This window comes from Clostridium acetireducens DSM 10703, from assembly GCF_001758365.1.
Classification (GTDB): Bacteria; Bacillota; Clostridia; order Clostridiales; family Clostridiaceae; genus Clostridium_C; species Clostridium_C acetireducens.
This window is the reverse complement of the sequence record NZ_LZFO01000027.1, coordinates 13,467-37,270: the sequence shown is the minus strand read 5'-3', so window position 1 is coordinate 37,270 and position 23,804 is coordinate 13,467. Positions and strand designations below refer to the sequence as shown.

General features: G+C 25.9%; 23 protein-coding genes. All 23 read right to left on the bottom strand.

Going from position 1 to position 23,804, the window contains the following annotated elements:
* Positions 1 to 108: 108 nt before the first annotated feature.
* The 23 genes from phoU to typA all read right to left on the bottom strand — a co-directional run bounded on the left by phoU (position 109) and on the right by typA (position 23,795).
* Complete coding sequence (phoU, locus tag CLOACE_RS08680; protein ID WP_070110715.1) at positions 109 to 639, bottom strand: phosphate signaling complex protein PhoU; 531 nt, start codon at positions 637 to 639, stop codon at positions 109 to 111.
* 24 nt (positions 640 to 663) lie between these two features.
* A complete protein-coding gene (gene pstB / locus CLOACE_RS08675; RefSeq protein ID WP_070110714.1) occupies positions 664 to 1,413 on the bottom strand; it encodes a phosphate ABC transporter ATP-binding protein PstB in 750 nt (249 codons plus the stop codon).
* A gap of 11 nt (positions 1,414 to 1,424) precedes the next feature.
* Positions 1,425 to 2,309, bottom strand: a complete 885-nt coding sequence (gene pstA / locus CLOACE_RS08670) for a phosphate ABC transporter permease PstA (RefSeq protein WP_070110713.1) — start codon at positions 2,307 to 2,309, stop codon at positions 1,425 to 1,427.
* 4 nt (positions 2,310 to 2,313) lie between these two features.
* The gene (gene pstC, locus CLOACE_RS08665) at positions 2,314 to 3,246 is read right to left on the bottom strand and encodes a phosphate ABC transporter permease subunit PstC (RefSeq protein ID WP_070110712.1); all 933 of its coding nucleotides are present in this window, start codon (positions 3,244 to 3,246) and stop codon (positions 2,314 to 2,316) included.
* Between the two features lie 28 nt (positions 3,247 to 3,274).
* A complete protein-coding gene (locus tag CLOACE_RS08660) occupies positions 3,275 to 4,171 on the bottom strand; it encodes a phosphate ABC transporter substrate-binding protein (RefSeq protein WP_070110711.1) in 897 nt (298 codons plus the stop codon).
* 201 nt (positions 4,172 to 4,372) lie between these two features.
* A complete protein-coding gene (pnpS, locus tag CLOACE_RS08655; RefSeq protein ID WP_070110710.1) occupies positions 4,373 to 6,079 on the bottom strand; it encodes a two-component system histidine kinase PnpS in 1,707 nt (568 codons plus the stop codon).
* 3 nt (positions 6,080 to 6,082) lie between these two features.
* Positions 6,083 to 6,778, bottom strand: a complete 696-nt coding sequence (locus tag CLOACE_RS08650; protein WP_070110709.1) for a response regulator transcription factor — start codon at positions 6,776 to 6,778, stop codon at positions 6,083 to 6,085.
* Between the two features lie 18 nt (positions 6,779 to 6,796).
* Positions 6,797 to 7,513 (bottom strand): peptidoglycan editing factor PgeF, encoded by a 717-nt coding sequence (gene pgeF / locus CLOACE_RS08645; RefSeq protein WP_070110708.1) that lies wholly within the window; start codon positions 7,511 to 7,513, stop codon positions 6,797 to 6,799.
* An 85-nt stretch (positions 7,514 to 7,598) separates the two neighbouring features.
* Entirely contained in the window at positions 7,599 to 8,057 is a 459-nt protein-coding gene (gene nrdR / locus CLOACE_RS08640; protein ID WP_070110707.1) for a transcriptional regulator NrdR, read from the bottom strand.
* A gap of 66 nt (positions 8,058 to 8,123) precedes the next feature.
* The gene (locus CLOACE_RS08635; RefSeq protein WP_423230264.1) at positions 8,124 to 8,390 is read right to left on the bottom strand and encodes a YlmC/YmxH family sporulation protein; all 267 of its coding nucleotides are present in this window, start codon (positions 8,388 to 8,390) and stop codon (positions 8,124 to 8,126) included.
* Between the two features lie 156 nt (positions 8,391 to 8,546).
* A complete protein-coding gene (gene sigG, locus CLOACE_RS08630) occupies positions 8,547 to 9,320 on the bottom strand; it encodes an RNA polymerase sporulation sigma factor SigG (protein ID WP_070110705.1) in 774 nt (257 codons plus the stop codon).
* Positions 9,321 to 9,394: 74 nt separating this feature from the next.
* A complete protein-coding gene (gene sigE, locus CLOACE_RS08625) occupies positions 9,395 to 10,102 on the bottom strand; it encodes an RNA polymerase sporulation sigma factor SigE (RefSeq protein ID WP_070110704.1) in 708 nt (235 codons plus the stop codon).
* A 22-nt stretch (positions 10,103 to 10,124) separates the two neighbouring features.
* Entirely contained in the window at positions 10,125 to 10,925 is an 801-nt protein-coding gene (gene spoIIGA, locus CLOACE_RS08620; RefSeq protein WP_070110703.1) for a sigma-E processing peptidase SpoIIGA, read from the bottom strand.
* A 222-nt stretch (positions 10,926 to 11,147) separates the two neighbouring features.
* On the bottom strand, positions 11,148 to 12,251 hold the full coding sequence (ftsZ, locus tag CLOACE_RS08615; protein WP_070110702.1) for a cell division protein FtsZ: 1,104 nt from the start codon (positions 12,249 to 12,251) through the stop codon (positions 11,148 to 11,150).
* Between the two features lie 16 nt (positions 12,252 to 12,267).
* A complete protein-coding gene (gene ftsA, locus CLOACE_RS08610) occupies positions 12,268 to 13,530 on the bottom strand; it encodes a cell division protein FtsA (protein ID WP_070110701.1) in 1,263 nt (420 codons plus the stop codon).
* 184 nt (positions 13,531 to 13,714) lie between these two features.
* Positions 13,715 to 14,989: a glycosyltransferase family 2 protein gene (locus tag CLOACE_RS08605; RefSeq protein WP_070110700.1), complete on the bottom strand. Its 1,275-nt coding sequence runs from the start codon at positions 14,987 to 14,989 to the stop codon at positions 13,715 to 13,717.
* Between the two features lie 357 nt (positions 14,990 to 15,346).
* Positions 15,347 to 16,402 (bottom strand): type IV pilus twitching motility protein PilT, encoded by a 1,056-nt coding sequence (locus CLOACE_RS08600; RefSeq protein WP_070110699.1) that lies wholly within the window; start codon positions 16,400 to 16,402, stop codon positions 15,347 to 15,349.
* A 128-nt stretch (positions 16,403 to 16,530) separates the two neighbouring features.
* The gene (sigK, locus tag CLOACE_RS08595) at positions 16,531 to 17,232 is read right to left on the bottom strand and encodes an RNA polymerase sporulation sigma factor SigK (protein ID WP_070110698.1); all 702 of its coding nucleotides are present in this window, start codon (positions 17,230 to 17,232) and stop codon (positions 16,531 to 16,533) included.
* 90 nt (positions 17,233 to 17,322) lie between these two features.
* Entirely contained in the window at positions 17,323 to 18,978 is a 1,656-nt protein-coding gene (locus CLOACE_RS08590; RefSeq protein ID WP_070110697.1) for a penicillin-binding transpeptidase domain-containing protein, read from the bottom strand.
* A 61-nt stretch (positions 18,979 to 19,039) separates the two neighbouring features.
* Positions 19,040 to 20,263 (bottom strand): peptidase U32 family protein, encoded by a 1,224-nt coding sequence (locus CLOACE_RS08585; RefSeq protein WP_070110696.1) that lies wholly within the window; start codon positions 20,261 to 20,263, stop codon positions 19,040 to 19,042.
* Positions 20,256 to 20,912: an O-methyltransferase gene (locus tag CLOACE_RS08580; RefSeq protein ID WP_070110695.1), complete on the bottom strand. Its 657-nt coding sequence runs from the start codon at positions 20,910 to 20,912 to the stop codon at positions 20,256 to 20,258. The genes CLOACE_RS08585 and CLOACE_RS08580 overlap by 8 nt, the downstream gene beginning before the upstream one ends.
* Positions 20,913 to 20,926: 14 nt before the next feature.
* Positions 20,927 to 21,940, bottom strand: coding sequence for an endolytic transglycosylase MltG (mltG, locus tag CLOACE_RS08575; protein ID WP_070110694.1), 1,014 nt, complete (start codon positions 21,938 to 21,940; stop codon positions 20,927 to 20,929).
* A 25-nt stretch (positions 21,941 to 21,965) separates the two neighbouring features.
* Complete coding sequence (gene typA, locus CLOACE_RS08570) at positions 21,966 to 23,795, bottom strand: translational GTPase TypA (RefSeq protein WP_070110693.1); 1,830 nt, start codon at positions 23,793 to 23,795, stop codon at positions 21,966 to 21,968.
* Between the last annotated feature and the right edge of the window lie 9 nt (positions 23,796 to 23,804).

Genomic DNA, 23,804 nt, shown 5'->3' with positions numbered 1-23,804 from the left:
AAGTTATCCACAGGTGCAATAGCACCTTAGCTTTGCTATTATCTTTTTCTGAACAAAATAGTTAATTATTAACAAAAAGTAATGATTTTTAAATATAATTGAGGAAGTTTAATTGTGCAATTTCCTCATTATATCTATTAATTCATCAAAAGTTTTTCTATACAATCCATCTATATCATCATCCATTTTACATACATAATAGCATTTATTTATATCTTTACTTACATAAGCCTCTAAAACTTTTTCTATCATAATTTTTACTATTTCAGATATCTTTGGAATATTAATAAGCTCTTTTATATATTTTTCATTTTTTAATAATATAGCTATTTTACATATATCTACTGCATGATCAGCCATTCTCTCTAAATCTGTAACTATTTTTATAGTTGTAAATATAAATCTTAAATCTTCAGCTAGAGGTTGTTCTTTAGCTATTAACTTAACACATTTATATTCTATTTCTTTTTGAAGCTCGTCTACTAAATCATCCTTTACAATAATCTTTTGTGCTAATTCTTCATTTTGATTTATTAAAGCTTTAATAGATTCATGTATCTGTTTTTCAACTATATTTCCCATTCTCAAAACATCACTACGTAATACTTGCAAATTATAATCAAAATTTTTTCTTAACACCTTATGCCACCTCTCCTTTTAAAATTATCCAAATCTACCTGTAATGTAATCTTCCGTTCTTTTATCTTGAGGTTTATGAAATATATCTTCTGTTTTATCAAACTCTATAATTTCTCCATTTAAAAAAAAGGCGGTATTATCTGCTATTCTTCCTGCTTGTTGCATATTGTGAGTTACTATTATCACAGTGTAATTTTTTTTCAATTCATCCATTAATTCTTCAATTTTTAAAGTAGATATAGGATCTAATGCCGAAGTTGGTTCATCCATTAATATTACATCTGGTTCTACTGCTAATGTCCTAGCTATACATACTCTTTGTTGTTGTCCACCAGATAATCCTATAGCACTCTTTTTTAAATTATCCTTTACTTCATCCCAAAGTGCCGCTCCTTTTAAACTTTTTTCTACAATTTCATCTAATTTATTTTTATCTTTAACACCATGTATTTTAGGACCATAGGCCACATTATTATATATAGACATAGGAAAAGGATTAGGCTTTTGAAATACCATTCCTATTCTCTTCCTAAGATAAATTTCATCATAATCCTTATATATATTTTTACCTTCAAATAGAACTTCTCCATCTATACGTACACTATCTATTAAATCATTCATTCTATTTAAAGTTCTAAGAAATGTAGATTTTCCACAACCAGAAGGACCTATTAATGCTGTAACAGTGTTTTCTTCAAAGCTTATATTTACATCTTTTAAAGCTTGAACTTTTCCATAATATAAATTTAAATTTATTGTATCTATTATAGCCATGTGTATCCTCCTTATTTACTTCCTGTATATTTTTTATAAATCTTATTACCTATAATTCTAGAAAATATATTAAATACTAAAACCATTATTATAAGCACTGCTGCTGCTCCATTTGCTATTTGTGCCGCATCTGGTACCATACCTTCTGAATTTAACTGCCATATATAGACTGATAAAGTCTCTGCAGGTCTCATTAAATTAAGAGGAAATGACTTACTGGTTACATTACTGTGTATATTTAATATTGGTGCACTCATACCAGCAGTATATAAAAGTGCTGCAGCTTCTCCAAAAATTCTTCCTGAAGCTAATATAACACCTGTTAATATTTGAGGCATTGCCGATGGCAATACAACCTTTTTTATAGTTTGCCACCTAGTTGCTCCTAACCCTAAACTAGCTTCTTCTACTAATGATGCTGAAGATATTATTGCATTTTCACTTACTCTAGTAAGCCCTGGTAAATTTATAATAGCTACTGCTAATGAACCTGAAAGCAGCGTAAATCCCCATCCAGTAGCCTTTACAAAAACTAATAATCCAAATAGTCCTACAACTATGGAAGGAAGAGAGGACATAGTTTCTAAACATAATCTTATAATATATAATAATCTTTTATTTTTAGCATATTGAGCTAAATAAATACCAGCCCCTACTCCTAAAGGTACTGTTATTAAAAGAGATATTATTAGCATGTAAAATGAATTAAATAATTGAGGACCTATACCTCCTCCTGCTTCTCCTATTTTAGGATTTCCAAATAAAAATTCAAATCTCAAAAAATTTCTTCCATTAAAAATTATATAACTTATTAAGGATATTAAAAGTAAAATAATGAAAATTGATACAATATATAATATTGAATTAAAAAACTTATCTACAGACTTAGCTTTCATACATTTATTTCACCTCTTTTGCAGATATGAATTTAATTATTAATATAAATATAAAAGATACTATAAGCAAAAATAAAGCTAATGACCATAATGCATCATTCCAAAGTGTTCCTGATATTGTATTAGCCATATCCATTGTTAATACTCCTGTTAATGTAGATGTTGGACTATATAAATTTTTAGGAAACTGAAGTGTATTTCCTATAACCATTTGTACTGCAAGAGCTTCTCCAAATGCTCTAGTAATCCCTAATATAACGCTAGTTAATATACCATTTTTAGCTGAAGGTATAATTACTTTAGTTATAGTCTGCCATCTAGTTGCTCCTAATCCATAAGAAGCCTCTAAATAATCTTTAGGAACAGTTTTCATTGCATCTGATGATATACTTGATATAGTTGGAAGTATCATTACACTAAGCACTATTATTCCCGCTATTAAGCTAAACCCCACACTATTTGAAGAACCTTTTAAAAAAGGAATTAATACACAAATTCCAACCCATCCATATACAACAGATGGAATACCTACAAACAATTCTAAAGCTGGTTTAAGTACTAAATTACCGAATTTGGGTGATATAAAATTCATAAAAATTGCTAATGCTATTCCTAAAGGAGCACTTATAAAAATTGCTCCTAAAGAAACCAATGTAGAACCTACTATAAATATCAAAGCTCCAAACTGTGGTACTTCAGCATCTGGTAACCACTTTGACGAAAATATAAACTCAATTACAGAATAATTGTGTTTGGTAAAAGTACTAACTCCTTTCACTGTGAGAAATCCTATAATAGATAAAGTTAAAATAACTATTAGTAATCCGCATATAGTAGATAATGTCTTCCCTATATACTCTGTTTTTAATTTTTTAATAAATGATCTTTTTTTTGGTTCACCTTTTATATTACTATGAAACACATAACTTTTTTCCATAAAATTACCTCTTATTAAAATTTTTTAATTATTTTGCTAAATTTTTCATTGATATATAACCTAATTTTTCAATTAATTTTGAATTCTCATCGCTAACCATATAATTTAAAAATGCTTCCACTAACTTATTAGGTTTACCATTTGTATACATATGCTCATAAGACCAAAATTTATATTTACCTGAAACTATGTTTTCCACGCTTGGATTAATTCCATCTATATTTAAAACTTTTAAATTATCTCTTACCTCATCAGTTAAATAAGATAATGCTACATAACTTATTGAACCCTTAGTATTTTGAACAGCTTTTACAACACTACCACTTGAATCTTGAATAGTTCCTATACCATCTTTTTCATCTTTACCACCCATAACTGTAGTTTTAAAAGTATGTCTTGTTCCTGAAGATTTAGTTCTATTTATAATATTTATAGGTTCATCCTTTCCTCCTACTTCTTTCCAATTAGTAATTTTACCTTGAAATATATCTTGTACTTGTTCTGAAGTTAATTTATCAACATTTACATTCTTATTAACTATTAAAGCAAATCCTATTCCACATACTTTGTGATCTACTAATTTACCTGTTTGAGATTTATCCTTTACTTTATCTTCTGCCAATACATCAGAATTTCCTATATCTACAGAGCCTTCTATTACTTGATTTATTCCAGCACCACTTCCTCCACCTTGTACATTTATAGTCACTTTAGGATTTTGGGATTGAAAGTTTTTTGCTGCTTGTTCAACTAAAGGTTGTAACGCAGAAGAACCTAATGATGTAATTGTGCCAGACAAATTATCTTCAGTACTATTATTTTGTGCCTCATTGGACACTTTTTTATTACTACAACCTATTATTCCTATACTAAAAACACATATCAATAATGAAAATAAAACAAATTTAATATTTAATTTCTTCATTACAAAAATACCTCCTCAAATTTATGTTTTCTTTTAAATACTATAATACATAAGTAACGTTAAATAGCTATTATATTATTGTTAAGTATACTTAACAATATAAAAAAATTGCCATGCAATTTTTTAGTTAATTGGAGAATTTTTAACTCTTATCTATTCCCTCTTAACTAAAAATTGCATGGCAATTTTTTGTATTGTCTTTTAATCATCAATAGGTATGGTAACAATAAATTTGCTGCCTTTTCCAACTTCACTCTCCACAGTTATATCTCCATCTAGCCCCATTACAATATGTTTTACAATAGCTAATCCTAATCCTGTTCCACCTTGAGATCTTGATCTAGCCTTATCAACTCTATAAAATCTTTCAAATAATCTCTCTATATGCTCTTTAGAAATGCCTTCACCAGTATCTTCTACCCATAGTACACACTTTTTATCTTCTAATTTAGTTCCTACAACAACTTTGCCATTACTATTTGTATACTTTACTGCATTATCTACAAGATTTAAAACCATTTGCTTTATTTTATCTCTCTCACACAACATATTAGGTATTTTATCCCCTACTACACTTACCTCTATATTTTTATTTTTAGCAACATTTTTTATTAAATTACAAACATCCTTTATTACTTCATTTAAATTTACATATTCTGATTTTTCATATTTATTATTCTCTATATGTGACAAAGTTAATATATCGTTTATTAACCTTGTAAGTCTTTCCGCTTCATCATTTATTATATTTAAAAATTTTTCTTTATTTGCAGCATCGTCTACGTATTTTAGTGTTTCTGCAAATCCTTTTATAGATGTTAATGGAGTTTTTAATTCATGGGATACATTTGCAACAAATTGACTTCTCATATTTTCTAATTTTTTAATATCAGTTATGTCTTGCAATACAGCAACTTTACCTATATATTCGTATCCATTTATAATATCTGCTATTCTAACTCTCAAGTACTTTTTATTATTCCATAACAAAGTTATTTCTTTATAAATTCCTTCTTCATCTTCTTTAAATATATTTTCGGATTTAAAAATTTCTATATTTTCCAGTAAATTTTTTCCTATTATATCTTTATTAATTCCAAATAGCTTCTTAGCATAAGGATTTATCATTAATATTTTAAGATCTTTATCCACAGCAATAACTCCACTATCCATACTTCTTAATATAGCTTCTATCCTATTTTGTTTTTCTAAAGCATCTCTCAACGTATTTTGTAATCTGTCTGCCATACTATTAAAAGTATTTGCTAATTCACCTATTTCATCTTTAGATTTTATATTTACTCTTCTATTCATATCCCCTAAAGCTATTTTATATGTTGTAAACTCCAACTCTTTTATAGGACTTATAATAGCATTAGAAAGCTTAGAAGAAATAATAAAAGAAATTAACAAAACTAAAATAAATATAAATAAATAATATTTATAATAAGTAGATTTTAATCCAGTAATTGTGTCTATTGGAATAGAACTTCTTATAACATATCCATTTTTAAAGTAAGTAGCAAAATATATAATTTCCTTTTTAGTAGAATCACTATATCTTATAGTATATCCTTCACCATATTTTCTAGCTTTAATTATTTCCTCTCTATTGTTGTGATTACTAAATTCTTCTGTTTTTCCTAAAGAATCCTTTATGACAACTCCTTTATTATCTACATAAGTTAATCTTATTTTATTGTTTGTATAAATATTTTTAAATAATTTATCTTTATCAATTAAATTATTATTTTCTATTATACTAATAGTAATCTTATTATTATTTCTTAAATTTTCTTTAACACCCTCTATATATTCATAATTAGCTACTACTATGAAAAGTATAGCTGAAATTATAAAACTAAAAAATACAGTTATCAGTATAGAAATCATTAATTTTTTTTTCATTTCTTATTCCCCTATATTAAATCTATATCCTATTCCCCTAATAGTTTCTATATATTTAGGTTCTTTATCATCATCTTCTATTTTTTTTCTTAAATGTCTAATGTGCACATCTACTGTTCGTGTCTCTCCTATATATTCATATCCCCAAATTTTATCTAAAAGAAAATCTCTTGTTAATACTCTTCCTTTATTTTTAACAAGTATTTTTAGCAATTCAAATTCCTTTAAAGTCAGTTCAACCTTATTATTATTTTTTCTAACTTCGTGCTTCTCTAAATCAATTATAATATTTCCAAATTTGTGAAAAACATATTCTTGTTTATTTTCTGTTCTTCTAAGAACTGCTTTAATTCTAGCCAACATTTCTCTTATAGAAAAAGGCTTAGTTATATAATCATCTGCTCCTAATTCTAAACCTAATACTTTATCAAATTCTTCACTTTTAGCAGTTATCATAATAATTGGAGTGGTAGATATATATATATCCTTTCTTATTTCTCTACAAACTTCATAACCATCCATACCAGGTAACATTAAATCTAATAAAACTAAATCTGGTTTTTGACTTTTTACTGTGTCCAAAGCACTTATTCCATTATCTACACACAATACATTATATCCATTGTTTTCTAAATTAAACTTTATAAGTTCTTGTATGTGTTCTTCGTCATCTACAATTAATATTTTTTGCTTAATCATAAACTTGCCCCCTAATTATTATTTAAAATATATAAAAGAAAACATTCTTTTTCCATCTTTATTTTTTCTATAAGAATATAAGTTATATTCTTTATTACAAAATGTACATATATTTAATGTTTTAATTTTATTTACGTTTTTATAATTTAATTGTCTAATTATACATTTCTCCATACTTAACTTATTCCCTTTAAATATGTTTTGATTTTTATACAATTCACAATTTTTAAATTTATTTATAACTTCTTCCCCAACTTCATAACAACAATCTCCTATATGAGGTCCTATAACAGCAATGATATTTTCCGTATTACAATCAAAGTCCCTTATCATTTTATCTAAAGTTTTTAATACAATACAATTTAAAGTACCTTTCCATCCACTATGGACTGCTGCTATTATATTTTTTTTAGAATCTAAAATAAGTACTGGAACACAATCCGCAGTAAATACACCTATACCCAAATTAGATTTATTAGTTATAAGAGCATCTCCTTCTTCAATTTTACCATTGTAATTATATATAACATCGCTATGAATTTGATTTAGATATGAAATTTCGTTTAATTTAAAGTGCTTTTTTAAAATATTAAAATTTTTTTCTTTAGATAAACTTTTTTTATGAAAGTTTAAATCTCCTTTTGCTGTAGAAAAAACAAATTTTGCTGTATTATAACTAAATACTAAAAATTCATAGTTTTTTACATTAAATACATTAAATTTAAGTTTCTCCATAATAGCCTCCTAAAATAATTAATTTATTATAAGTATTATACAATAAACATAAAAAATAAAGAGCTTTTTAAGCTCTTTTTTATATTTACTGTTTATCTGTAATTAAAGCCTTTATTTCCTCCATGAATGTATTCACATCTTTAAATTGCCTATATACAGAAGCAAATCTTACATAAGATACTTCATCTATATTTTTTAAATACTTCATAATTAATTCACCTATATATTCTGATTTAACTTCTGTAAGCATTTTATTATTAATATCCTTTTCAATATTATCTGCAATATTTTCTATTTCACTTCTAGAAACAGGTCTTTTTTGACATGCTTTTATTAATCCATTAATAATTTTAGATTTATCAAAATATTCTCTGCTCATATTCTTTTTTATAACTAGTATAGGAGTACTTTCTACTTTTTCATAAGTAGTATACCTTTTTCTGCATTTCGTACACTCTCTTCGCCTTCTAATAGACATATCATCTTCAGTAGATCTTGAATCAACAACTTTACTCTCTCCGTAACCACAATATGGGCATTTCATGTTATTTTCACGTCCTTATTTATGTTATTTATTATATATTATATATTATTTTATATATAATTACTACTATTTATCTTCTATTACGAAATCGCTACCATCAATTAGTATAACATCCACACCTATTTTTTTTACATTTTCCCAGGGTATTTCTATATCATTATTTTTCCCAAATATAGAAACTTTCCCTGATGGAATTATAATAGATAATATACTATAATCATTACAATCTATTTTAAAATCTTTTATGTACCCTACTTTGCTACCAGAATTCAAGTCTATAATTTCCATAGTTTTTAAGCTTTGAATTGAATATAAAGAAGTATACTCTGACAATTCCAATCCCACCTTTTAAACATTATATAATACTTATATGTATAAATAAATTTAATTATTCTTTTCATAATAAGATTTATATATTAAATAGTTTGTTAATTAAAAAAGACTTAAAAATCAATTGATTTTTAAGTCTTTTTTAATTAACATATAAAATTATATGTATTTTCTCATATGTTTTAATGCTGTTTTTTCTAATCTAGATACTTGTGCTTGTGATATTCCTATTTCTTCTGCAACCTCCATTTGAGTTCTTCCGTTGAAAAATCTTAAATTAAGTATTAACTTTTCTCTGTCATTTAATTTTTTCATAGCCTCTTTTATAGATATATTTTCTATCCAGCTTTCATCCAAATTTTTTTTGTCACTTATTTGATCCATTACATATATAGCATCTCCACCATCATGATATATAGGCTCAAATAAAGATATAGGATCTTGTATTGCATCTAAAGCAAAAACTACCTCTTCTCTTGGTAAATTTAGTTCTTTTGATATTTCAGATATAGTAGGTTCTTTATTATTTTTTCCTATTAACCTATCTCTAACTTGTAAAGCTTTATAAGCTATATCTCTTAAAGATCTGCTTACTCTAATAGAATTATTGTCTCTTAAATACCTTCTTATTTCACCTATTATCATAGGAACTGCATAAGTTGAAAACTTAACATTATGTGACAAATCAAAATTATCAATAGCTTTTATAAGTCCTATACATCCTACTTGAAACAAATCATCTGGATTTTCTCCCCTATTATTAAATCTTTGAATGACACTTAAAATTAATCTTAAATTTCCTTTTATGAACTTTTCTCTTGAATTTTTATCCCCACCTTTTATGCGTAGTAATAATTCTTTCATTTCTTTTTCTTTTAAAACTGGCAATTTTGCCGTATTTACTCCACAAATTTCAACTTTATTAATTGCCATAAAGTTATCAGCCCCTTCAGAATATTCGCATTTAAAGTGTTTCCAAAGAAGCTTATTTTTATACTAATATAAATTTAGAGCATTTTGCTTATTTCCTTTTTTAGCCTTTTAATAATCCTTTTTTCTAATCTTGATATATAAGATTGAGATATGCCTAACATATCTGCTACCTCCTTTTGAGTCTTTTCTGTGGAACCATTTAATCCAAATCTTAATTTGATAATTTTTCTTTCTCTTTCGCTTAACTTTTCCATAGCTACAAACAATAATTGCTTGTCAACTTCATCTTCTATTATGTTATAAACTTCATCCGCATCTGTACCTAAAATATCTGATAATAATAATTCATTTCCATCCCAATCTACATTTAAAGGTTCATAAAACGATATTTCAGCTTTTACTTTACTATTTCTTCTTAAATACATAAGTATTTCATTTTCTATACATCTTGAAGCATAAGTAGCTAATTTTATTTTTTTCTCAGGATTAAAAGTATTAACTGCCTTTATAAGTCCTATAGTACCTACTGAAACTAAATCTTCTATATTTATTCCGGTATTTTCAAATTTTCTAGCTATATACACTACTAACCTAATATTTCTCTCTATTAAAATAGATCTTACACTTTCATCTCCTAGTACTAACTTATTAATTAAACCACTTTCTTCTTCTTTAGTTAGTGGTGGTGGTAAAACATCATTTCCACCTATGTAATATATCTTTTTTGAAAAAATTTTAAATTTCACTAATATATTATTAATTATTTCTTTTAAAGTAATCATAGTATCCTCCTTAATACATTATTTATATAATTCCCCTAGATAAAAGAGCATTATAATCTCCATAATCACTTAATTTGCAATCCGTCAATGCTATTATTACTTCCTCATTTTTAAAATTGCCTTTTTTATCTTTATATATTTTAATATAATTAGGTTTAAAAGCTATTAAACTTCCTCTACATCCATTAACTACTCTATATGGTATTTTAAAATTACTATAATTACTAATATTAACTCCATTAAATATTTCTTTTTCAGCTACTATAACAGGTAAATTGGTAACTGGTTCTCTAAGTTCATTTCCTGTATCTAAAAAAGCTTTTATCTTTTTATTAGAATTATTTAAAATTATATCTATATCATATATAAGACCACTTACTTCTTTCCTATCTTTAATATAAATTATTATTCTATCTATAAGCATATATATAATCATAATTGATATAATCAATTTTTTGCAGGAAAAGTTTAATATAACTCCATTTAATGGCATATAACCTTTGTTGTTGAATTCTATAAATATACACATACCTGCAAGTAATATAGCATATAAAATAAGTATTATGGATGCCTTTAAATTAAATAAAATATTCTTTTTTCTAAAACAAACTAATGTCATTACAAATGCTACTATAAGTTTAAATACAATATTATAAAAACTTTTAAATAACAAAATACATAATAAATATATGCTCCCAATAAATCCTGATAAAAATATATACTTAAAGTTGACTTTTATTTTTATAGTTTGAGATGTTACATACATGAGAAACACATTTATTATACAATTCTCTACTAAGAGAACATCTAAATATATTTCCAAACTAACACCTTCCTTACAAATTAAATAGAATTCTATTTATTATTATATACTTATTTTTTTCAAAATTTTGTCATTTTGAATGAGCTAATCTTATTTTTATTTTCTATAATATGCCATAAAATTTAAAATTATACTAATTTTTACTTAATAACTTGAAATAACCCCTTTAAAAAATTAAAATAAATTTTTTAAAGGGGTTATTTCAAGTTATTAAGTAAAAAATTACTTTTTTTGTCTCCTTAAAAAAGCAGGTATTTCTAAATCATTTTGTTCAAATTCTCTTCCTTTGTCTACTGAAGTTGCTACTTCAGCTTCACTTTCTGTATTATTAGGTTTTGATTCATTTTGCATATTATTAATTATAGTTTCCTTATCACTTTCAAATCCAGTAGCAATAACAGTTATTCTTAATTCCTCTTTAAGACTTTCATCTATTACAGCTCCAAAAATTATATTTGCATCTGGATCTGCTGCTTCTTGCACTATTTCTGCAGCTTCATTAATTTCCAAAAGACCTAAATCTCCCCCTCCAGTAATATTCAATAAAACTCCTGTAGCTCCAATAATAGAAGTTTCTAAAAGAGGACTAGATATTGCCTGTTTAGCTGCTTCTTGAGCCCTATTATCCCCTGAACCTTTTCCTACGCCCATATGAGCAAGTCCTTTATCAATCATTATTGTTCTAACATCTGCAAAGTCTAAATTTACAAGTCCTGGTATTGTAATTAAGTCTGATATACCTTGTACACCTTGTCTTAATACATCATCTGCTAATTTAAAAGATTCCACTAAAGTAGTTTTTTTATCAACTATACTTAATAATCTTTCATTAGGTATTGTAACTAATGTGTCTACTGTTTCTTTTAAATTTTTTACTCCCATTTCTGCATGAATCATTCTCTTTCTACCTTCAAATGGAAAAGGTTTTGTAACAACACCTACAGTTAATATGCCCATAGATTTTGCTATTTCAGCTATTACTGGAGCAGCTCCAGTACCAGTTCCGCCTCCCATTCCTGCAGTAATAAAAACCATATCTGCACCTTTTATTGCTTGTGAAATTTCATCTTTACTTTCTTCTGCTGCTTTTTTCCCAATTTCAGGATTAGCTCCTGCACCTAATCCTTTCGTAAGTTTATCACCTATTTGTATTTTTTGGGATGCTTGAGATAGCATTAATGCTTGTCTATCAGTATTTATAGCTATAAATTCTACATTTTTAAGTCCTGATGAAATCATTCTATTTAACGCATTATTACCACCGCCGCCACAGCCAATTACCTTTATTTGGGCAAATTGCTGAACATCAACATCAAAATCTAGCACAATAATACCTCCCTTATTAGAAAAAATCTGTAAAAAACTCTTTTATTTTCGATATAATACCACTACTTTTTTCATTAGATTCTTTAGTTTCTCTATCTTTTACCCAGTCTAAATTTTCATTACTTTCTTCAAAATAATTATCTATATTATCAATTTTTAATGTATTGATAACATCTTGAATTATACCTGTTACAGGAACATAAATTGGATTAGAGGCTCCAATAAATTTAGGTATGCCTATTCTTAAAGGTTTGCCTAAAATATTCTTACCGAATTCCTCTATTTCTTTAATTAAAGAAATTCCGCCTCCAACTATAACTATGCCGGAAATTTCATTATATTGTCCACTATTTTTTAATTTTTTATGTATTAATTGTAATATTTCTTCTATTCTAGCATTGATTATTTCTATAAGTATATTTTTATCTATTTCTATAACATTATTATAATTAGTATTAACTTGAATAGTTAAATTTTCTTTTGATTCATTATAACTCAAATCAGAATATTTTATTTTAAGTTTTTCTGCTTCTGAAAAAGGTATTTTAAGACATAGTGAAATATCATTAGTTATATTGCTTCCACCCAATGGAATCATATCTCTCCAATGCAATTTTCCATTTTTAAATATAGCAATATCAGTAGTATCAGATCCTATATCTATTATAGCTGTATTTGTGTTTTTTTCATCTTCTTGCAATATTACTTGTGAAATAGCTAAAGGTTGAAACACTATTCCTGCTACTTTTACTCCTGCTTTATTTACACTTTTATAAATATTATTTATAATTGTAGTTTGAGATAATATTATTTGTGCATCTACCTCTAGTCTTAGTCCTGACATTCCTGTAGGATCTTTTATATTGTCATAGCCATCTACTATATATTGTTGGGGTATAACATCTATTACTTCTTTATCGGATGAAATAGCAATAATTTTAGCTGCCTTTAATACTCTTTCTACATCAGATTTTTTTATTTCTCCATCCTCAGAAGAAATTGCTACTACCCCTTTATTATATAATAATTCACAAATGCCATTTGGTAAAGATATATAAACATCTGAAATAGATATATCTACCATTCTTTCTAATTGCTCAATACATTGTTTTATTGCTTCAGATGTATCATCTATATCAACTACTATACCTTTTTTTATTCCACTACAGTTTACATAAGTAATTCCTATTATTTGAAGTTCTCCATTTTTATCAACTTTCCCTGCTGCTGCACATATCTTAGATGATCCTATATCTAGTCCTATTACATAATCATTCATCCAACTATTCCCCCTTTAATTTAAGGAACATCACAATGGTATATATTCAACATAAATTTATTATTTCCTTTTATTTTTAATAATTAATCTAATAAAATTAAATAATAACATTTTTATTTACCTAACTATGGAAAAATGAGAAAGATTTTCACCTTTCTCATTGTATGAATTATATTATTTACTCTCAATTAGCTTTTTCAAATTCATTTATATTTACGTTTCTAGTATGTTTAGTATGATCCCATTCTTTTTTATTTTTATCTATAATACCTTGTACAGAAATTGGAAACCATGTTATAGCATATAGAGGATATATTATATAGTACCAAAATACTTTTAAATTTAATTTTTTATCTAATACTAATATAAAAGGTGTGTATATAAATTGAAGTATAGATAATAATATTGCTGTAATTGTAAACATATTTATACTTATAGAATATACCACTGTATTAAAATTAGACATTACATTAAATATGCTCATGCAATATTGAAATAAACTAATAAGCATAGATACTCCAAACAAAATCATAACTATAGGCTGTATACTATAAAATGCACAGTCTATGGATGTAAAACTTAATTCTTTTATAGACTTTTTTAATAATTTAAAAAAATATCGACTAGATACATCTGCAAATCCTTGCATCCATCTTTTTCTTTGTCTCCAGGATTGTCTTAAAGTAAGCGGTTTTTCATCATAAATTATAGCATCATGAGCCCATCCTACTTTATAACCATTTAAAACTAACTTACAAGTGAATTCTAAATCTTCAGTAAGACAAGTAGCACCCCATCCTAATTGTTTTAATATATCTGTTTCTATACAGAAACCTGTACCACCTAACTGATTGGATAATCCTAAATTACTTCTCGAAAGCTGAAACATTCTATTTGCAGTCCAAAAAGATATTGAGTAACTTCCCGTAATCCACGTATCCAAAGGATTTTTACTATCTAAGTAGCCTTGCACAACTCTATACCCTTCACAAAATTTTTTATTCATTTCTTTTAAAAAATCTCTATGAACAATGTTATCTGCATCAAAAACTGCTACAGCATCATATTTTTTTTCCATTTTAAATATTTTGCCAAACATCCACTCTAAAGCAAACCCTTTTCCTTTTTTTTCTTTATTAAATCTTTCATGCACAATAGCTCCTGCATTTTTTGCCTTTATTGCGGTTTTATCCGAGCAATTATCTGCAATTACAAATATATCATAAAGTTCTTTGGGGTAATCTAATTTTTTTAAGCTTTCTACTACATTAGCTATAACAATTTCCTCATTATGAGCTGCTACTATTAACGCAAAACTTTTTTGGTCTTTAACTTTTTTAGTATCTTTTTTCCTCCATATACCGAAAAAGGATATACATAGATAATACATAGATATGAAGAATACTGTGTATGTTAATATTCTAGAACTATAATGTATTATTTCTTTTAAAACATCCACAAAAAATCCCCCCTAATTCAAAGATATTTTAGCATAAATAAATATTAATTACTATAGCATTTTATAATAATTATATAAAATATTTTGTATGCTATAACAAATAAGCATAAATTAAAGCAAATTACAGTATTTAAAATATAATTTTATCTATTCAGTTTTATTATATACTTTTAATTTAAAAGCTATACTTTATAGTATAATTTTAATTTGTTTTTACATATGAAGTATGCTAATATATATTAATATTGTTAGCTTATTTACTTTAAATTAGTTTTCTTAAATAGGATTATTTATATTGAATTTCTTTAAAATTTTTTAACATAAAAAAAGAACCTATCAAATTTAGGTTCTTTTTATTTATAATGTTGCTATTTTTTCGAACATTTCTTTATCAACCGAATAGCTTAAAGCACTATTATAAGAAATTAATCCTTTTTTATACAAATCTACTAAAGACATGTCCATGGTTTGCATACCATGCTTCGATCCTGTCTGCATAGAAGATTCTATTTGATGTATTTTTCCTTCTCTTATCATATTTTTTATAGCAGGAGTAGAAATCATAATTTCAGTAGCTGCTATTCTACCTTCTTCATCAGATCTTGGAATAAGTTGTTGACAAACAATTCCTTCTAGAACTGAGGCTAATTGTATCTTAACTTGTTGTTGTTGATGTGGTGGGTATACATCTATAATTCTACTTATTGTATTTACAGCTCCTATTGTATGTAATGTAGAAAATACTAAATGACCTGTTTCTGCTGCTGTAAGAGCAATATTAATTGTTTCTATATCCCTCATTTCTCCTATTAGTATAATATCTGGATCCTCTCTTAATACTGATTTTAAAGCATTACTATAGCTTAAAGTATCTCTTCCAATTTCTCTTTGATTTATTATAGATTTATTGTGTTTATGAAGATATTCTACAGGCTCTTCTAAAGTAATTATATGAGTAGCCCTAGTATTATTAATTTCATTAATCATTGCAGCTAAAGTAGTACTCTTACCACAACCAGTAGGTCCTGTTATCAGTACTAACCCTTTTTGTATATTAGTTAGAGTCTTAACTACTTTAGGTAATTTAATTTCACTTAAATTTGGCACTTTCAAACCAACTACTCTTATAGCAATAGCATGACTTCCTCTTTGTTTATATACATTTACTCTAAATCTTCCAAGTCCTGCTATAGAATAGGATGTATCAATTTCTCCTATTTTAATATATTCATTATATAAATCATCTAGTATTTCTTTTACATATGCTTCTGTATCATTAGTAGTTAATTTTATATTATTAATACGCTCAAGCTTACCATTTACTCTTATAGTTGGTGACATTCCAACTGTTAAATGTAAATCAGATGCTTTTGCTTCTACTGTCTTCTTTAGTAAATCATTTAGTGATATCACTTTTGTTTTCTCCCTTCATAATTTTACTGTATTTATATTTTTATAATATTAAAAAATTTCTATTAACTTATATAAATTTTAGCATATATTTCTATATATTAATACTTAATTTATAAATTTTTATAATTTTAAATTCCATCAGGGTTTAAGGCTTTATTTAATTTTTTCAATGCTTTTTTTTCTATTCTAGATACATAAGATCTAGATATTCCCAATATTTTAGCTATTTCTCTTTGGGTTCTTATTTTTCCATCTCCTAATCCATACCTCATTTGTATAACTATTTTTTCTCTTTCTCCTAAACATTTATCAATTTTATCATATAGCTTTTTTATTTGTATTTTTGTTTCTACAATTTCTATAACAGAATCTTCATCTGTTCCTAAAATATCCATAAGAGATATTTCATTTCCTTCCTTATCAACTCCTATTGGATCTTGAAGATATACTTCATTTCTTATCTTTTTATTGTTTCTAATTAACATTAAAATTTCATTATCTATACATTTAGCCGCATAAGTAGCAAGTCTTGTACCTTTGGATATATCATAAGAATCTATAGCTTTTATAAGACCTACTATTCCTATAGATATCAAATCATCTACATCTTTACCTGGATAGGAATATTTTTTTACAATATGTGCCACTAATCTTAAATTTCTTTCTACTAGTACACTTTTTGCAAATAAATCCCCTTCTTTAAATTTTTCTAAATAGTACTTTTCTTCTTTACTATTTAAAGGTTGAGGAAAAGATGTATTACTGCTTACATATGCAGTTAAAAATACTAAATTACCAATCATATTAATTATACAATCTGATAAAAACAAAAGCCAATCCTCCTAATAATGCTTATTATTATAATATGATTGGCAACAAAAAAATTGCATAATAATTAAAAAAAATTTACATTTTTTTAATTACTTATAATTCATTTTTGAAAATTCCTCAACTAGTTCTTTAAATAAAGGACACGCAGTATTACCAGCACCTTGGGTATTTTTATTTATGTTTTCAATAAATACTACCATAGAATAATATTTATTATTCAAATTAAAAAAACCTATAAACCATCCATCTGAATATTCTTTAAACTCTTTATCTTTTTTTTCTATTCTTTCTGTAGTTCCTGTTTTTCCTCCAATTTCAATATATTCTAAATATGTTAATTTTCCAGTTCCATGCTTAACTACATTAATCATTTGATTCTTCATAATATCTGCTGTATTATCATTTATTGCCCTTTTAGATTCAATGTAAACCCTAGATTTAAACTTATTATCTCCATCTACATAGCCTTCAATTATGTTAGGTTTAATATATACTCCTTTATTAACTACCGTATTAACTATTCCTATGGCCTGTATAGGAGTTATTTTTAAATTTTGACCTATAGAAAATAACCCTAAACTTCCATCTTTAATTTTAGGTTTATCCACTTCTAATTTTCCTTTTTTTTCATACTCTAAATCTAAAATTTTATTAAACAATCCTTGATTAAGAGCAATATTATATATGGCTTCATAACCTACTTTATTACCTATTTGAGAAAAAGTATCATTACAAGAAACTATAAAAGCTTCTTCTAAACTTAAACTTCCATGAGTTTCATAATTAGGATTTTCATATAAACCTCTACATTTAAACTTATCATTTAATGAAACCTTGCCTGTTTCTAATGCTGCTTCTTCTACTAATGTTTTAAATATAGATCCTGGATAAAATCCTTGATAGGCTCCTAAATTAACATTGGGAAATGTATCATCCTTTTGCACCATACCTCTTATTTTGCCTGTAGAACTTTCCATTAAAATCACACCTATTTGTTCATATTTATTATATGTATTATTTGTAATTATTTCTTTTATTTTATTTTGTATATTTTTGTCTAGGGTAGATACTACATTTATATTATTTTTAGGTATATTAAATTCTTTAGAATAAATATTTCCTTCTATATCCTTTTTATAAATTATTTCTGGTTTTTTATTGTTTTTGGTTTTATTATAAATTTTCATCTCTAAAGATTTTTCAGACTTTAAAGTATTATCTTGTAACTTTTTAGAGTTTGTAATTAAATTTTCCACTTTCCAAGCTTTTTTTCTATCTACTTTATTACAAAAATATACATAAAATCCTTTTATGTTTTTAATATCCTTTAACTTTTCATAAGTATTTTTATCTATTTTATAATAAATCTTACTACTATATGTTACATTTTGTATTTTTGTTAAGTCGTATTTATTATTATAATTTCTTAAAATATATATTATTGTGAAAATACTTTCACCTTTTTTATCTATATCATTTTTCATAAACATTTCAGGTATTATAACAGCATAGTATTCTTTATTGCAATTTAATAGTTCTTTTCCATTACAATCTAGTAATAAATAATTTAATTCATTTATATTTTCTTTATAACAATATTGTGAATCTGCCATTACACTTAATTTATCTGCCCTTATATATTGAAATTTAAATATTTTAAATAATAAAATGAAAAAAATTACTACAAAAATAAAACCCACTACTTTACTATTACTTTTACAAATATATTTTCGCACAAAAAACACCTCACTATAGACTAAATTTTTACCTAAAGCAAGGTGTTTTATTCTTTTAAATTATTAAAACTTATTTATTTTTACTTTTAATTAGCATGTCATCCTTATTAAGTTCTTTATTTATTTCTGATTTAAAAATCATTTGAGCTACTGGTGCTGAGTCAATTGGTTCTCCTTTTTCATTTTTCATATTATTTAATTTAACTTTAAAATTATCTCCTTCTGGTCTTAAAACTTCTACTTCATCCCCATTTAATATCTTATTTCTTTGTTCTATAGTAGCTATATTTGTCTCTTTGTCATATTTTTTTACTATTCCAACTATATCATAATTCCTTATATAGGAGGATGTTTCATATATTTGTTTATTAGGATCTCCAAAATAAAATCCTGTATAGTAAATTCTGTGACTTACTTTCATTAAATTTTCTAACCACTTTTTCTGAAACTTATACTCTTTAGGATTATCCATATAAGAATCTAATGCTTGCCTATAAGACTTAACTATAGTAGCCACATAGTATGAACTTTTCATTCTGCCTTCTATTTTTAAAGAAGTTATTCCTGCTTCAACTAATTCTGGAATATATTCTATCATGCATAAATCCTTTGAATTTAAAATATAAGTTCCTTTATCATCTTCAAATACAGGAAAATATTGACCTGGTCTTTTTTCCTCCATAAGATAATATTTATACCTACAAGGCTGAGCACATTGACCTCTATTTGAATCTCTACCTGTCATATAGTTAGAAAGCACACATCTACCGGAATAAGACATACACATAGAACCATGAACAAAAGCTTCTAATTCACATGTTTCAGGGATTTTATTCCTAATTTCTTTTATTTCTTTTAAAGATAATTCCCTAGCTAATACTATTCTTTTAACACCTTGTTTGTGCCAAAATACAGCTGATTTCCAATTTACATTATTAGCTTGAGTACTTAAATGTAACTCTAAATCTGGCACTACTTCTCTTGCTGTCATTATTATTCCTGGGTCTGACACTATAATTGCATCTACTCCAATTTCATATAAATGCTTTAAATATTCTTCCAATCCAACTAAATCCGAATTATGTGGAAAAACATTTATAGTAACATAAACTTTTTTACCATATTTATGTGCATACATTACACCTTCTGCAAGCTGTTCTTCTGTAAAATTATCTGCAAAAGCTCTTAAATTTAGTTTACTTCCTCCTAAGTACACAGCATCTGCACCAAATTTTATAGCAGTTTTTAATTTTTCTAAATTACCTGCTGGTGCTAATATTTCTGGTTTATTCATCCTTATTCCTCCTTATGGTAACAGCAATACCATCTCCCATAGGTATAATAGAAGTTATAAATTCTTTATTATTAGATACCATCTCTAAATACTTTCTCATTCTCTTAACTATAGTTATTTTTCTTCTTTTAACTAATTTATCACAAGCTACCATGCCTCTAAACAAAACATTATCAGCAATTATTATTCCATCTTTTTCTAATAAATTCAAACAATAAGGTAAAAAATGATTATAATGACCTTTTCCTGCATCCATAAAAATCAAATCATACTTTTCATCTAATTTACTTAAAACATCTAAACATTCTCCTGATATAACTTTTATTTTATCTTGAAAGCCATATTTTTTTATATTTTCATTTGCTATTTCAATCATATTTTTATCTCTTTCAATAGTATGAATTTTTCTGATTTCTTTAGAAGTACTACACATTAATATAGAAGAATATCCAATTGCTGTACCCAACTCTAATATTTTTAAAGGTCTTTTAATGTTTATAATTAATTCAATAAACCTAGCTACTTCCTTATGTATAATAGGAACAGAATTTTCCACAGCATAATCTTCTAATTCTTTTAATACATTTGCATTATCTCCTATAAGGTTTCTTATATATTGTTCCATATAATCAAAAGTTATTCCACTCATTTTACCCTCCGTTATTAATATTGTTGTGTTTTAGATTTTACTTTTAAAAATTCTTTATAATCTTTAGTAAAAAAATGAGTTTTGTCATTCTTAGAAACAAAATATAAATATTCAGTTTTAGCAGGATTTAATGCTGCTTCAATAGATTTTCTACCTGGTGAACATATAGGTCCAGGAGGTAATCCTTTTACAATATATGTATTATAAGGAGACTTAATCTTTAAATCTTTGTAATATAACTTCTCCTTATGTTGACCTAACGCATATTGAACTGTAGCACAGGATTCTAATTTTATGTTTTTACTTAGTCTATTATAAAACACAGAAGCTACTTTATCTCTTTCTGCATCTAATTCCGCTTCATTTTCCACTATTGATGCCATAGTTATAATTTCATTTATATTTTTTTCTTCAATATTGATTTTACTTGTATTTTTAATACTTTGTATTATCTCATTAAATCTATCTAGCATACTGTATATTACATCTTCTGGCTCCATATCTTCATAAAAAAAGTAGGTATCTGGGTATAAATACCCTTCTACTAAGTATTTTTTATTAACTTCATTATCATTTATATAACTTACTTCATATTTTTTACAAGTATCTAAAAACTCCTCTTTGTTTACTATATTCTTTTTTTCTAATAAATTAGCTATATTTTCTACAGTATATCCTTCTGGTATAGTAATTTTTATCATATTATCACTATATATGCCTTCATTTAAATTTTTTATAAAACTTTTAATAGATATATCATTTGAAAAACTGTATTTACCAGGTCTAATATTTGTTTCTAATTTATTCATTTTTATATAAAACTTAAGAAAATACTTATTATGCATATGTCCATTTTTTTCTAATTTATCAATTAATCCATATAAACTATCATTTTTATCTACAACAATTTTTATATTATTTTTGTTAATTTTAAATGGGTGAGAAATTAGTTTATAATAATATATTGATATAGAAGAAAAAAATATTAATAAAATAAATAATATTATTTTTAAAAATTTATTTTTCATAATTATCCTCTTATATAAAAACTATTTATTTTTCTTTTCTATATGCCATTTTTCTTCTAATGTCACTATCTAATATTTTTTTTCTCATTCTTACACTTTTAGGTGTTATTTCTAATAACTCATCTTCTGAAATAAACTCTATACACTGTTCTAGTGTCATCTTTCTAACAGGAACTAATTTTAATGCTTCATCTGCACTAGAAGATCTAGTATTAGATAAATGTTTCTTTTTACAAACATTTACTTCTATATCTTCTGCCCTTGAACATTCACCTACAACCATACCTTCATATACTTCTAAAGCTGGTTCTATAAATAAACTTCCTCTTTCTTGAGCATTAAATAAACCATAAGCTACTGCTGTTCCCTTTTCAAAAGCAACTAAAGACCCTCTACTTCTTCCTGGTATATCTCCTTTATATAATTCATAACCATCTAAAACATGATTCATTATTCCATTACCTTTTGTATCTGTCATAAATTCATTTCTAAAACCAATAAGCCCTCTAGAAGGCACTTTAAATTCTATTCTAGTATATCCATTTACTGCAGAAGTCATATTAACCATTTCTGCTTTTCTTGGTCCTAATTTTTCTATAACCGGTCCCATAAATTCTTCTGGCACATCTATAGTTAAATGTTCTATTGGTTCTAATTTTTTTCCATTTTCTTCTTTATATATAACACTAGGTTTAGAAACTTGGAACTCATATCCTTCTCTTCTCATTGTTTCAATTAATATAGATAAATGTAATTCTCCTCTTCCACTTACTTTAAAACAATCAGGAGAATCTGTTTCTTCTACTTTTAAACTTACATTAGTTTCTAGCTCTTTCATTAATCTATCTCTAATATGTCTAGATGTAACATAATCTCCTTCTTTTCCTGCAAATGGAGAATCATTAACCATAAAATACATACTTAATGTAGGTTCATCTATATCTACAAAAGGAAGAGCCTCTGGATCATTTATATTAGCTAAAGTCTCACCTATATTTATATCTGGTATTCCAGCTACAGCAACTATATCTCCTAGTTTTGCTTCTTCTACTTCTTCTCTTTTTAATCCATTATAAACATATAAATTAGAAACTTTTACTTTATCTATTTTTCCATCTTTTCTTATTAATGCTAGGGGCTCATTTCTTTTTATTATTCCTCTTTCTATTTTACCTATTCCAATTTTTCCTACATAATCATTAGAATCTATTGTTGTAACCAACATCTGAAAAGGCTTATCTAAATATCCTTCTGGAGCCTTAACATTTTTTATAATAACATCAAATAAAGCATCCATATTTTCACTATTCTCATCTATTTCCCTTTTAGCTATTCCTTCTTTAGCCGAACAGTATACTACTGGAAAATCTAATTGTTCATCTGTAGCTCCTAACTCTATAAATAAATCAAATATTTCATCTAAAACTTCTTCAGGTCTAGCATTAGGTTTATCTATTTTATTTATAACAACTATAGGTCTTAAACTTAATTCTAAAGCTTTTTTTAATACAAATTTAGTCTGAGGCATTGCACCTTCAAAAGCATCAACTACTAAAAGAACACTATCTACCATCTTTAAAACACGTTCAACTTCTCCACCAAAATCAGCATGTCCAGGGGTATCTACTATATTAATTTTTATTCCAGTATGAGTAACAGCTGTATTTTTTGAAAGTATAGTAATTCCTCTTTCTTTTTCAATTTCATTAGAATCCATTACTCTTTCTTCAACTTTTTCATTGCTTCTAAATACATTGCTTTGTTTTAATAAAGCATCAACCAAAGTAGTTTTTCCATGGTCAACGTGAGCTATTATCGCAATATTTCGTATATCATTTCTTGTAAATTTCTTCATATTAATGCC

Coding starts and splice junctions, on each gene's coding strand:
- pstB (WP_070110714.1), bottom strand. CDS start 1,413: ATGGCTATAATAGATACAATAAATTTAAATTTATATTATGGAAAAGTT.
- pstA (WP_070110713.1), bottom strand. CDS start 2,309: ATGAAAGCTAAGTCTGTAGATAAGTTTTTTAATTCAATATTATATATT.
- pstC (WP_070110712.1), bottom strand. CDS start 3,246: ATGGAAAAAAGTTATGTGTTTCATAGTAATATAAAAGGTGAACCAAAA.
- CLOACE_RS08660 (WP_070110711.1), bottom strand. CDS start 4,171: ATGAAGAAATTAAATATTAAATTTGTTTTATTTTCATTATTGATATGT.
- pnpS (WP_070110710.1), bottom strand. CDS start 6,079: ATGAAAAAAAAATTAATGATTTCTATACTGATAACTGTATTTTTTAGT.
- CLOACE_RS08650 (WP_070110709.1), bottom strand. CDS start 6,778: ATGATTAAGCAAAAAATATTAATTGTAGATGACGAAGAACACATACAA.
- pgeF (WP_070110708.1), bottom strand. CDS start 7,513: ATGGAGAAACTTAAATTTAATGTATTTAATGTAAAAAACTATGAATTT.
- nrdR (WP_070110707.1), bottom strand. CDS start 8,057: ATGAAATGCCCATATTGTGGTTACGGAGAGAGTAAAGTTGTTGATTCA.
- sigG (WP_070110705.1), bottom strand. CDS start 9,320: ATGGCAATTAATAAAGTTGAAATTTGTGGAGTAAATACGGCAAAATTG.
- sigE (WP_070110704.1), bottom strand. CDS start 10,102: ATGATTACTTTAAAAGAAATAATTAATAATATATTAGTGAAATTTAAA.
- ftsA (WP_070110701.1), bottom strand. CDS start 13,530: ATGAATGATTATGTAATAGGACTAGATATAGGATCATCTAAGATATGT.
- CLOACE_RS08585 (WP_070110696.1), bottom strand. CDS start 20,263: ATGAATAAACCAGAAATATTAGCACCAGCAGGTAATTTAGAAAAATTA.
- CLOACE_RS08580 (WP_070110695.1), bottom strand. CDS start 20,912: ATGAGTGGAATAACTTTTGATTATATGGAACAATATATAAGAAACCTT.
- mltG (WP_070110694.1), bottom strand. CDS start 21,940: ATGAAAAATAAATTTTTAAAAATAATATTATTTATTTTATTAATATTT.
- typA (WP_070110693.1), bottom strand. CDS start 23,795: ATGAAGAAATTTACAAGAAATGATATACGAAATATTGCGATAATAGCT.